11 protein-coding genes are annotated in these 12,626 nt (G+C 37.9%); 2 read left to right on the forward strand and 9 right to left on the reverse strand.

Annotation, left to right across the window (positions count from 1 at the left end; translation table 11 throughout):
- Positions 1-403 precede the first annotated feature (403 nt).
- From NSQ71_RS14955 to NSQ71_RS14995, 9 genes are all read right to left on the reverse strand, one after another.
- Positions 404-1,513, reverse strand: a complete 1,110-nt coding sequence (locus NSQ71_RS14955) for an IS4 family transposase (RefSeq protein WP_144596560.1) — start codon at positions 1,511-1,513, stop codon at positions 404-406.
- Positions 1,514-1,615: 102 nt separating this feature from the next.
- Complete coding sequence (locus tag NSQ71_RS14960) at positions 1,616-1,990, reverse strand: hypothetical protein (protein WP_340734163.1); 375 nt, start codon at positions 1,988-1,990, stop codon at positions 1,616-1,618.
- Positions 1,991-2,310: 320 nt separating this feature from the next.
- Positions 2,311-3,801 carry a glycerol kinase GlpK gene (glpK, locus tag NSQ71_RS14965; RefSeq protein ID WP_340734164.1) on the reverse strand — a complete coding sequence of 497 codons (1,491 nt, stop codon included), beginning with the start codon at positions 3,799-3,801 and terminating at the stop codon, positions 2,311-2,313.
- Positions 3,802-3,836: 35 nt separating this feature from the next.
- A complete protein-coding gene (locus NSQ71_RS14970; protein WP_311066449.1) occupies positions 3,837-4,664 on the reverse strand; it encodes an MIP/aquaporin family protein in 828 nt (275 codons plus the stop codon).
- Positions 4,665-4,962: 298 nt separating this feature from the next.
- Positions 4,963-5,226 carry an HPr family phosphocarrier protein gene (locus NSQ71_RS14975; RefSeq protein WP_063387209.1) on the reverse strand — a complete coding sequence of 88 codons (264 nt, stop codon included), beginning with the start codon at positions 5,224-5,226 and terminating at the stop codon, positions 4,963-4,965.
- Positions 5,227-5,250: 24 nt separating this feature from the next.
- Positions 5,251-5,643 (reverse strand): dihydroxyacetone kinase phosphoryl donor subunit DhaM, encoded by a 393-nt coding sequence (dhaM, locus tag NSQ71_RS14980; RefSeq protein ID WP_063387208.1) that lies wholly within the window; start codon positions 5,641-5,643, stop codon positions 5,251-5,253.
- Complete coding sequence (dhaL, locus tag NSQ71_RS14985) at positions 5,640-6,269, reverse strand: dihydroxyacetone kinase subunit DhaL (protein WP_311066450.1); 630 nt, start codon at positions 6,267-6,269, stop codon at positions 5,640-5,642. The genes dhaM and dhaL overlap by 4 nt, the downstream gene beginning before the upstream one ends.
- 54 nt (positions 6,270-6,323) lie before the next feature.
- The gene (gene dhaK, locus NSQ71_RS14990) at positions 6,324-7,319 is read right to left on the reverse strand and encodes a dihydroxyacetone kinase subunit DhaK (RefSeq protein WP_311066451.1); all 996 of its coding nucleotides are present in this window, start codon (positions 7,317-7,319) and stop codon (positions 6,324-6,326) included.
- Between the two features lie 115 nt (positions 7,320-7,434).
- Positions 7,435-9,480, reverse strand: a complete 2,046-nt coding sequence (locus NSQ71_RS14995; protein WP_340734165.1) for a sigma 54-interacting transcriptional regulator — start codon at positions 9,478-9,480, stop codon at positions 7,435-7,437.
- A 369-nt stretch (positions 9,481-9,849) separates the two neighbouring features.
- Here NSQ71_RS14995 and NSQ71_RS15000 point away from each other — a divergent pair, with 369 nt between their 5' ends.
- Positions 9,850-10,410 (forward strand): glycerol-3-phosphate responsive antiterminator, encoded by a 561-nt coding sequence (locus tag NSQ71_RS15000; RefSeq protein ID WP_066250997.1) that lies wholly within the window; start codon positions 9,850-9,852, stop codon positions 10,408-10,410.
- A gap of 398 nt (positions 10,411-10,808) precedes the next feature.
- On the forward strand, positions 10,809-12,479 hold the full coding sequence (locus tag NSQ71_RS15005; RefSeq protein WP_327848252.1) for a glycerol-3-phosphate dehydrogenase/oxidase: 1,671 nt from the start codon (positions 10,809-10,811) through the stop codon (positions 12,477-12,479).
- The last annotated feature ends 147 nt before the right edge of the window (positions 12,480-12,626 follow it).

A 12,626-nucleotide genomic window follows, 5' to 3' on the forward strand; every position in this document is an offset into this window, starting at 1 on the left:
CCTACATTCAGCAGGAATCCTTGATACATCCAATGCCGAACTTAAATTTTAGTACAAGAAGGCGGGGTTATCGCTTTGCCTTTAGCTTCTCCGGATTCCTTACTTTCGTTCCCCCGAGTTCAGCAGAAGTTAAAAGTAGATCTCCATTTTTGATACCGCTTTTACTTTTAATGAAAAAATTATTCTTGAGTTAAATAATTGAAATGTTTATCAGTGATATATGTTAGATCAGTAGCGTTGCATAAAAAATAAAAACATTTTATGCAGAATTTTCTGAATAAAATATTTTATGATAAACGAAAAACAAGGCAGTAACCAACTAAAGGTGATCACTATCCATTTGGTAATAAATGTATTTGTTTTATTGTTACATGGCTACTGCGCTTCGCCGACTTTTTTCAACTCATTCCCGTTGAATTCGTTCCACCCACACGGTACTTGGTTTCCAAAGAAAAACGCGAAGCCAACGATAAATCTGGGTGAGAGAATGTTTCGATTTCATTTCAAGTTGAATAAGAATGAGTAAACAGTAAGAAATCAGAGCTAAGTAAACCTGATTTTCTACAGCTTCTGGACTCGTTCCATAAAGATGTTTGAGTGTTAAACGTTGCTTAATCCACTTAAAAAATAGTTCAATGGCCCATCGAGAACGATAGATATCACCAAGTTCTTCTGGATCTAGGTCGAATCGGTTCGTAATGATTCGAATTCGATTCCCGTCCGAATCGAATGTTTCGATTAATCGAAACACATTTTCCGTTCGTTTTTGTGGTGTCCCAATGACCACCATCGAATCAGATAAAATAGAGGAATTGGATGGGACAGAGAACGATTCAAGAAATCGAACATAGGCATTCTTTTTCAGACGGGAGGCGAAAAAGAGGCCTTTATCACAGTAATAATCGAACTTTTCGTAGTCTACATAACCACGATCAAACACGTACATGGCATCTGTTTCGTCGATCAGTTGTTCCATTTGTGTTCGATCATTGTTCCCTGCTGGGGTCATGACCATTTTTTCCGGATAAACCGTATCTTCATTGACAAACACCAGTCGTAAATGAACCTTAATTCCCGACTTCGTTTTGCGAAACGTAGCCCATTGATATTTTTTCAGATTCAGTGAAATGGTCGTAGAATCCACGATTTTTAAGCCACTCACCTGACTGGAGGAATTCGTGGACATCTGGCGGATTTGATTCACTAAATCCAGAAAGATTTCTGCGAGCAATTCGGGTTTTACTTGGCGATGTTTTCGAGAAAGTTGTGAAGCACTAATAGATGTCAATCCTAATTCTCGCTGAAAATCATCCAGTAACGCATCATCGGCGATGGCGCGCAGTCCTTCTCGTTGTTGAAGTTGAGCATGCAAAAACAAAAGTAAATACGCTTTTGTGGTTAATTTTTTCGTATATTTATCTTGTTTCATCTCTTCAATTCTTTGTGTAAATTTAACAGAATTGAGAGGAGTGACCCATTTACCAAATGAAGAAAATAGTGTATCCTTGTCCATAGGCTTCATCCTTTATATTGGATTTGGACAGGGACCACCTGTACCATCCATTATAAAGGATTTTTTTATGGACTTTTTTCAATTCAGAATTTTCGAATTAAATTAATGCAACGCTAGTGATGTTAGATCAATTCCAAAATTCATCTTATTTAAAATAGGTTTAATATATTCTATTAAATGTGCACCAGTCTCAAAATGATCAGGAAATTTACTAATATAAAATGAATTGTTATTGTCACAATTTGGCTTATGCTCCACTAATCCTTCAATTACTTCAATAATTCGACCGACAATATTTTCTTCTAATTTTTCCTCTGAAATTATTACAGTGTGGATATAATTCTCCGCGCCTTCAAATGAATTTTCATCCTCTATTTCCTTTAAATTTGGAAAATCATCCAAAACACTTGGTCTTCTGTAATCTAAAATCAACAGCATACAGATAGTTTCATTATCTTGATTATCTATACGAAACAATTCTAGATCTCGCAATTTTAGCATTCTTACCAATTTGAACATTAAATATCATCTTTCTAACTTTGGATTCCTTTTTCATTGAAGTATACTAAAGAATTTAGAATAACTATACTATACTTCATATAAAATTATATCCGTAAGTTAGAGTAAGCTGAATACACTTTGAGATGAATAACTTATACCGAGAAAAAATTTTTTATGGTTTTTCCGCAACTTTGATCGTCTCAGAAATAAGGAATAATGCTCACTGATCTACCTTCCATACATATAAAAGAGGTGCACTTCATATCAAGTGCACCTCAACAATTGACTGAGAACCTTTATTTAAAAGCCATCGCAGCTTTTACAGCTTTTTGCCAGCCTTCATATAATTTGTTACGTTTTTCTTCATTCATAGTTGGTTCGAATGTACGGTCAATGTTCCATTGTGTCGCGATCTCTGATTGATCTTTCCAATATCCTACTGCCAAGCCGGCTAAATAAGCCGCTCCAAGAGCAGTAGTTTCATTGACAACAGGACGTTCAACAGGGACACCTAACAAATCGCTCTGGAATTGCATTAGAAAATTATTTTTTACTGCCCCGCCATCTACACGCAAGGTTTTCAAGGAAATACCCGAATCCGCTTCCATAGCAGTCAGCACATCTTTTGTTTGATAGGCAAGGGACTCTAAAGTTGCACGAACAAAGTGTTCTTTTTGCGTTCCCCGTGTCAAACCAAATATAGCTCCTCTAACATCGCTGTCCCAATACGGTGTTCCTAGCCCGACAAACGCCGGTACTACATATACACCGTCTGTGGATTCTACACGTTCTGCATATTGTTCGCTATCAGCAGCATTTTTTAACATACGAAGTCCATCTCTTAACCATTGAATGGCAGATCCTGCAACAAAAATACTTCCTTCTAAAGCATATTCCACTTTTCCGTTTAATCCCCAAGCAATCGTTGTTAATAGTCCGTGGTTAGAAGCAACAGCTTTTTCGCCCGTGTTCATAAGCATAAAGCAGCCCGTACCGTACGTATTTTTCGCCATGCCTTCTTCAAAACAAGCCTGACCGAATAGTGCTGCTTGCTGATCCCCAGCCGCTCCAGAAATCGGAACTTCTTGCCCAAAGAAATGATACGGAACTGTATGTGCATAAATTTCTGAAGATGGACGTACTTCCGGAAGCATGGATTTAGGCACGGTTAAAATTTCTAACAGTTCATCATCCCATTTCAGCTCATGAATATTGAACATTAATGTTCTTGAAGCATTTGAATAATCCGTCACATGTGCCTTTCCACCCGAGAGCTTCCAAATTAACCAAGTATCAATTGTTCCGAATAAAAGCTCTCCTCTTTCCGCTTTTTCTCTAGCCCCTTCAACATGATCTAATATCCATTTGACTTTTGTTCCTGAAAAGTATGCATCAATTAACAGACCTGTCTTTTCACGAAATGTATCATTTAATCCCTTCGCCTTTAACTCCTCACAAATATCTACCGTTTGCCGTGATTGCCAAACAATGGCATTATATACCGGCTGACCTGTGTTTTTATCCCAAACAACCGTTGTTTCGCGTTGGTTCGTAATTCCGATGCCTGCAATTTGCTCAGGTTTTATTCCTGACTCAGACAAGGAAGTGGCGATGACGGATAAGATGGAACCCCAAATTTCATTGGCATTATGCTCTACCCAGCCTGGTTTAGGAAAATATTGCGCAAATTCTTTTTGTGAAATATGAACGATTTCCCCTTTTTTATTAAAAATGATCGCACGTGAACTTGTCGTTCCTTGGTCTAGAGCTAAAACATATGTTTCCATTTTCTTCACCTCATTTTTTTATTAAAATTATAAACTTAAAGTGTTGCTTTCGTTTTCTTATAGACATTCAAGCTTTGTTCTTTATTGCTTACTAGCGCTGCCACAACGATAACTGCTACAACAATTGTGAAAATCCAAAAAGTAGAGGTACTGACTCCTTCAAAAGCCCATTTATAAAATAACGCTCCATACGTTCCCCCAATAATCGGCCCTACAACAGGAATCCAAGCATAACCCCAGTTAGAGCTTCCTTTACCTGGAATCGGCAGAATAAAATGAGCAATTCTCGGACCTAAATCACGGGCAGGATTGATGGCGTAACCCGTAGTTCCGCCTAAGGAGAGACCTATTGCAACGATGAGAAATCCAACGATGAACGGGTTCATTCCTTCTGCAAATTTATTCGCTCCAAGTGCCAAAAATCCAAGCAACAAAATGAATGTACCAATGACTTCACTTAAAAGATTCGCTGCAGGATTTTTGATTGCAGGATCTGTTGAGAATACGGCTAATTTTGCACCTTGGTCATCGGTTGCTTTCCAGTGGGGCAAATAGTGCAAATAAACGATCACAGCACCGATAAATGCGCCAATCATTTGGGCAATAATATAGGTCGGTACATCACTCCATGGGAAAGAACCGATTGCAGCTAATCCGATGGTTACAGCCGGATTAAGATGGGCTCCGCTAAATTGACCTACAGCATATGCCGCCATCGCTACGGCAAGACCCCATCCCATCGTAATAACAATCCAGCCTGAATTTTCAGCTTTTGATTTTTTAAGTACAACACCGCCGACAACTCCACCCCCAAAAACAATCAAAATCATGGTGCCAATTAGCTCACCTAAAAATGCAGACATCAAAGTTTCCTCCTTTTTCATATATTTGTTATCTCTTGCGAAAAGACTACAATTTTGGTCAATAAAAAAGATCCGCAGCAAATTCCCCCCTTAGTATGCAGGCTGCATACAGGGAATTACTGTGGATCTCCATTTCTCCATCACAAATATTAACTTGATTTCAGATTATTACAAAAAGAAAGCGTTGTCAATCACTTTTTTTTTGAATTATGATATTATTTGTTTTGAAGTAAGTTAAAGGAAATGGGACCCATGAACCTAATATGAATTTTGCAACAATTCAAAAGCAAAGGCTTGATTACGATTCTTTACCTGATTGGAGAAAAGAATCAATAAACGCTAATGCGTCTTTCTCATCTTCTCCATCAGTCATCACTTTGATCGTCTGTCCCTCCATTATGGCAACGCTCATAAGCTGAAGAATACTTTTCGCGTTAATCCTTCTGTCGCCGATCATTAACTCAACCTTGCTTTTATACTGGTTTACTTTTTTCACAAAATCTGCTGCTGGTCTAGCATGCAGACCATTTTCAATGGTCACTGTAATCTCTTTTTCGATCATTGAGTTCACTCCTAATTTTTCTCGCTAGTCATTGATTTTGACAAGCTCCTTTGCACTCTCGCCAGCTCGAACGACCTCTTCAATCGAGCTTCCCAAACCAGCCTCAACGACCGCTGCATAAGCTCCTTCTACGAGAGGAGCATCGGCTATTATAATGTTTTCATTGTTCTCTAGCATCTCAATAGCCATTTCAGCATTAATGAGTGCACTCCCTAAATCAAACAAAACGACAACGCCTTTCTCAGAATAGACTGATTCAATTGCTTCCTTAATGTCTAATGCATTTGTTCCGATATCTCCTTCAACCCCTCCAGCGATGGCTACAGATACTTCAGGTTGAACTTGATTCAGAAGCTTTTTTAGGCCGCTTACAATTTCATAGCTATGTGAAATTAAGACAAGACTTACATATTTCATTGGGCCACCTCTCCTTCTTCGAGCAATTCAGCTAAGGAAGCAAACAATAAATACGATGAAGCTGCCCCAGGATCAATATGACCAATAGAACGCTTTCCTAAATAAGCCGCACGGCCTTTCTTTGCCTCAAGCTCTTTTGTGTCGTCCATTTTCTCTTTAGATAAATCAGTAAGCTCTTTAGAATGAATCGTTTCATGATTTTTCATATACTCAATGACAGGCTCCCAAACATCGATCATCGTTTTATCTCCTACTTGTGCCTTTCCCCTAACTTTTAACCCATCCAATGATGCTGCTAATGCCTCAACTAAAGCCTTTATATCAACTTCTTTTTTACCCTTTAAAGCAAGAGAAGCTTTCATGAAAGCTGTTCCATATAACGGACCTGAAGCTCCGCCTACTTTAGCAATTAAAGTCATGCCAACATCTTTAAACAAAGAACCAAGATCATCATATTTGCCTTCTGTAATTTTCTTGACGGTTTCCTGAAATCCCCGTGCCATATTTAATCCATGGTCTCCATCGCCAATTGCTTGATCCAGCTCCGTTAAATACTCCTTATTTTCCTGAATTTTATCGTTAAAAGTTATGATCCATTTTTTAGCCTGTTCAACGTCAAATGTCATTGATCATCTCTCCTCATATTCCTTCTATAGGCAGACTGTAAGAAAGCGAGATTGCTATTTTTTGAATGCGATTGTATCCGCTTGTGCGTCTAACAACTCAATGAGTTGATCGTCTAATTTTAATAACGAAATAGAGCAGCCAGCCATTTCAAGCGATGTCATAAATTCACCAACAAACGTTTCATGTATATAAATGTTCTTTTCCTTTAGGACCTCAGAGACTTTTTTGTTCATAATATATAATTCCATTAATGGTGTTGCACCTAGACCGTTGATCATGACCGCAACCTTGTCGTTTTCCTCAAGTTTTAAGTCATCTAAAATTTTTTCAAGAAGTATTTGTGCGATTTCATCCGCTGGCTGGATTTGTGTTTTTTCAATGCCAGGTTCTCCGTGAATCCCCATTCCAATTTCGATTTCATTTTCTCCGAGCTCGAAGCCAGGTTTTCCTGCTGCTGGAACAGTGCATGGAGTTAAGGCCATTCCCATTGACCGCACATTTTCCACAACTTTCTTAGCTACTGCTTCTACTTCTTTTAGCGTTGCACCCTTTTCCGCTAATGCACCGGCAATTTTATGAACAAAAACCGTACCTGCTATTCCCCGCCGGCCTGTCGTATATGTACTATCCTCCACAGCTACATCATCATTCACAACCACTTTTGCTACGTTGATTCCTTCTGCTTCAGCCATTTCGGCAGCCATTTCAAAATTCATAATGTCGCCAGTGTAATTTTTAATAATCAATAACACCCCATTTCCGCTATCAACCGCTTGAATCGCCTCAAAAATTTGATCTGGGGTTGGGGAAGTGAACACTTCTCCACATACCGCTCCGTCTAGCATTCCTTTACCTACATAACCAGCATGTGAAGGCTCATGACCGCTTCCTCCACCGCTAACCAAGCCAACTTTTCCTTGAATAGGTGCATCTTTTCTTACGATTACGTTTGTATTTGGCAATCTCTTCATTCGATTAGAATGAGCCGCAACCATCCCTGCTAACATGTCTTCAACTACTTGATTAGGATCATTGATTAATTTTTTCATAGACATACCTCCTCTTAACTTTGCACTTTTTATTAATGCAAAAATGATGCCAACAACGAAAGCGCTTTACGGATGCGTTTTCATATTTTTATGGCGAGTTCATTGGAAAAAAATATCAATCCATTTGATACTTTTTCCCAACTAAATGCTCCAATCCATATTCTCTTATTTTTTTAGCTGCCGTTTTATGAGTGATCCCAAGCGCTTTCGCTAATTGGTTATAGCTTGGGTAATATTGACAAGCAAACGAAAAAATTTGTTTTTCATATTCTTTGAAGGTCAGCACTTCGTTGCCAAAATTGATACTCTGTTTCTGCATTATTTTTTTATTTTCTTGACATTGAGGGTTCGAGATGTAGTAAGGTAAATCCTTGCATCGCAAAATTTCTTCATCTGCGAGATTAAATAACCGTTCAATCACATTTTGTAATTCTCTAATATTTCCTGGCCAATGGTAACTGCATAATGCTTCCATAAATCCTTTTTCATACCCTTTGATATTTTTTCCCAATCTAGCATTCAATTGTTTTCGAAACGCCTCCACCAAAAGCGGAATATCTTCTTTTCTTGCCCTTAAAGGCGGCAGATGAATTGGGACAACATTCAACCGATAATAAAGATCCTCGCGAAAACTGCCCTCATCTACCATTTTTTTGAGATCACGGTGAGTCGCGGCAATTACCCTAACATCAAGCTGAATGGGCGCATATCCGCCAATTCTTTCCACTTCCCTTTCCTGCAGCACACGTAAAATTTTTGCTTGCAAATCCAAACTTAAATCACCGATTTCATCTAAAAAAATCGTACCTTTATTAGCGAGTTCAAATTTTCCTCGATGTGTTTTATACGCTCCTGTAAAGGCTCCCTTTTCATAACCAAATAATTCGCTTTCCATTAATTGAGGAGGGATGGCTGCACAATTCACTCGAATAAATAGGTTATTCTTTCTGTCGCTTGCTTCATGAATAGCCTTAGCGATAAGTTCTTTCCCTGTTCCGCTTTCTCCTGTAATAATCACTGTCGAATTTGTTTTTGCAACCTTTGCGGCGATTGTTAAGGAATCTTTTAATGTCTCGCTGTTTCCTATGATCTTATGAAATGCTTCATCAAATCCTTGATGTTTGGACAGCTCCATTTCCAAATATTTCGTTCTTTGCTCCATTAGATCAATTTTTTCGAGGAGCTTTTTAATATCATCGAATGGAGTCATGGTGGCAACTGTTCCGCGAAATTCATCGTCAACGAAAATAGGATTTATTTTTGTAATATAACTAGATTGTTGGTTTACTTGAATTAGTTTCATAATCTGATTTTGAGTGCTTTTAATATTTTCCCATTCATGTTGCCCGATTATTGATTGAATGTTTGGGACACTGTTTAAATTTTTTAACAAAACATCCATTTCATCATTTTTGTATATAAAATTTCCATTTTTATCTGTTAATCCGATTAAATCTGAGACGGACTTTAAAACAAGATTTAGTCGCTGCTGCAGCTCTTTTACTTCATTCAATTCTTTACTGATTTTCTCAATGGTAGATATATCTTGAAAAATAGCAACAGCCCCAATCGTTTTTCCATTAAAAATAATTGGCGAACGGGTTGTTAACAATGTATGATGGTTGATTTCTTGCTTTTTGGATAATTCCATTTTTCCTGTCTTCAGTACTTCATGCAATCTTGAATGGGGAATCACTTCGTCAGCGCGTTGATTGATAAGCTCATGAGGATCTTTTTCCAAAAGTTTTGCTGCAGCTGCATTGACATAAGTGATGATATTGTCGCTATTCACAACGACGATTCCATTCGGTAAAGCAGATATGGCCTCATGAAGGGTAATGGAATTTTCCATGAGAAGTCGATCTGTTTCTGCTTGCTGGGAATCTTCAAGATCCGTTTGTTCAAAAAAATCTTTTATCTGCTGGACGATTTGATCGTCTATTTTTTCTTCAAAATGCAGGATAAATTCCTCTCCTTGTCCAATCTTTAAGGACACTAAAGATAATAGATTATTCACTTGAACTTTTTTATCCTGATAGAGAACGTACGTCTTTTTTAATATCTCTTTATTTTGTATGAGATTTTGAAGCAGCGAAATAAAAGCTGCTGCCATCCGGACATGAAGACCGTTCTTTTTGTAAACTGTTAATTTAATGAACATGAAATCCCCTCCTTTTTCCATTTTAATATACTTGTTAACAGGATTACTGGAAAATTTTTTGAAAAAGATAGTAGTTATGAATCTCACGATTAAAAAATTTTTTTCACCCTGTAAACGATCATGCGTGGATGTTCTCATTGCTTTGACAGCGCTTTTGTTTATGGTACAATTATAAATAAGTTAATAAATTGTAGCGGAGAGAAGGAGATCCACATCAATTCCCTTTAGTCGTTTGGATGAAGGGGTGTTTTGTTGTGGATTTCTTTTTTTCTAGAGACTTGAAGCAAAGACCTCTTCTCTGTTTCAATTAAGTTTGAAAGCTGAATTCACACTGATTTTTTGCCAATAATAAAAAAGGTGGAACGAACAATGGAATATAAAGATCAAAAAATTATTCCAGCGATTCGCAATATGAAGGATTTTGAAATTTTTCTTCAGAGTTCCTATGCATATGGTGTGTTATTAGATGTCCATATTGCCCAGTTGAAAAATATCGTCAATATTTCTAAGCAGCATTGTAAAAACTTGTTATTGCATGTTGATTTAATACATGGTCTTAAAAATGATGAATACGCAACCGAATATTTATGCCAGTCCTTCAAGCCCTATGGACTGCTTTCGACAAAAGCAAGTGTCGTTTTGAAAGCGAAACAAAAAGGCGTATTGGCCATTCAACGAGTTTTTCTCATTGACTCAAACGCTTTAGAAAAAAGCTATTCCTTATTAGAAAAAACAAAGCCCGATGTGATTGAGGTTTTACCTGGCGCCATGCCGAGCATTATTGCCGAAATTCATCAACGAATTCAAATCCCGATCTTCGCTGGTGGATTTATCCGCAGTATTGACGATGTCAACAATGCTTTACAAGCTGGTGCTGCAGCCGTGACAACATCCAATAAGCAATTATGGAAAGAATTTGAACAGTCATAATTTATTTTGAATGCCTACCCAATTTTTCGATGCTTTAGGTTTTGGCGGCAGTTTTAGACTTTCAGTTTCAGAAACGCTGTAGAAGGCATGAAAGACGCAAGCCATCTTCATCAATTGAATGAAGAAAAAATGGCTTGTGCGATGGTGTCAATAGCGTCTTCAAACACTGATTCTTCATCAACTGAATAAAGAAAAGTTCATTATGGGGAAAAGCTTTGAATTTTAAATTCGCATACAAAAGAATTTTCAGAAGATGAAGAATATGCTATAATACATTCAAAGTTAATATTCGGTTGGAGACAAGGAGAGACCACATAGCATTACGTCTGTAGAAGGAGCGTAGTGTGTATGTGGTCTCTTTTTTTAGGACTTTTGACGGATCACAGGAGGAATAACAAATGAACAAAAATGTATTTGCTTATCAAAGACAAGAAATATTAAAAGACGTCGATGGAAAACAGTTTGATGTCATCATTATTGGCGGTGGTATTACAGGTGCAGGAATTGCACTTGATGCAACAACACGTGGAATGAAAACAGTTCTATTTGAGATGCAGGATTTTGCCGCAGGAACCTCAAGCCGTTCCACGAAGCTTGTGCACGGAGGCCTCCGTTATTTAAAACAGTTGGAAGTGAAGTTAGTCGCTGAAGTTGGGAAAGAACGCGCGATCGTCTATGAAAATGGCCCGCATGTAACTACACCTGAATGGATGCTTCTTCCGATTTATAAAGGAGGAACATTCGGTAAATGGAGCACATCCATTGGACTGAAAATTTACGATTACCTTGCTGACGTGAAAAAAAGCGAACGAAGAACGATGTTGAATGCGGAGCAAACTATTGATAAAGAACCTTTATTAAAACAAGATGGATTATTAGGCGGAGGATATTATGTCGAATATCGAACTGACGATGCCCGCTTGACGATTGAAGTTATGAAAAAGGCAGTCGAATGCGGTGCAAAAGCGATTAACTATGCAAAGGTAGACGAATTTATTTACGAACAAGGCAAAGCCGTAGGTGTAAAAGTTGTTGACCAATTAACAGGAGAATCATATCAAGTGTTCGCAAAGAAAATTATAAATGCAACAGGCCCTTGGGTCGATACGTTACGGGAAAAAGATCACTCTTTAAAAGGAAAACATTTGATTTTGTCAAAAGGAATTCACCTTGTTTTTGACCAAAGCCGATTCCCATTAAAACAAGCGATCTATTTTGATACACCTGATGGACGAATGGTGTTTGCCATTCCGCGTGATGGAAAAACTTACGTTGGCACAACAGATACTTTCTATGATGGGGATATTGCACATCCTAAAATGACTGTTGAAGATCGAGATTATCTTATTAAGGCCATTAATTATATGTTCCCAACGGTCCATATCACCGTGGAAGATATTGAATCAAGCTGGGCCGGGCTCAGACCATTAATCCATGAAGAAGGAAAAAGTCCTTCTGAAATATCACGCAAAGATGAAATTTGGACGTCTGATTCAGGTATTATTACCATTGCCGGCGGAAAATTAACAGGATACCGTAAAATGGCAGAAACGATCGTTGATCTTGTTGCCAAATTATTAAAAGAGGAAGAAAACGCAGCATTTTCCCCTTGCAGAACGAAAAACCTGCCGATTTCGGGAGGAGATTTCGGAGGTTCAACAAATTTTGAATCGTTCGTAACTAAAAAAGTTGAACAGGGAGAAAAATTGGGATTTAGCAGAAAACAATCGGAAAGATTGGTCCGATTATATGGAACGAATGTAGACCGGGTGTTTGAACTGGCAGTTGAATTAAAGAAAGTAAGAAATGAGTTTCAATTACCGATTGATGTTTTAGCCCAACTTCAATATGGTTTGGAAGAAGAGATGGTCGTAAAACCGGAGGACTTCTTTATCCGGAGAACGGGATCGTTATTTTTTGAAATTCATTCAGTTCACCAATGGAAGGAATCCGTTATTCAATATATGGCGAAAAACTTGGAGTGGACAGAAGAGGAGCAAAACCGTTATCGCAAAGAATTAGAAACATATCTGCACGACGCCGTCACGCCTGTTGATGAAAAACAATAATAGACAAAATATATAATGACAGCAAAGGCTTTTATTATCCGGTTATTTGAACGAAAAGGAAAAAGTAGCCGAATTTTGACAGCATCCCCCTATAAGGAGACAGTAAATATGCATCAATTTACTGTTTACTTATGAGGGGATTTTTTT

Origin of the sequence: Aeribacillus sp. FSL M8-0235, assembly GCF_038000355.1 — a bacterium.
GTDB lineage: Bacteria > Bacillota > Bacilli > Bacillales > Aeribacillaceae > Aeribacillus > Aeribacillus composti.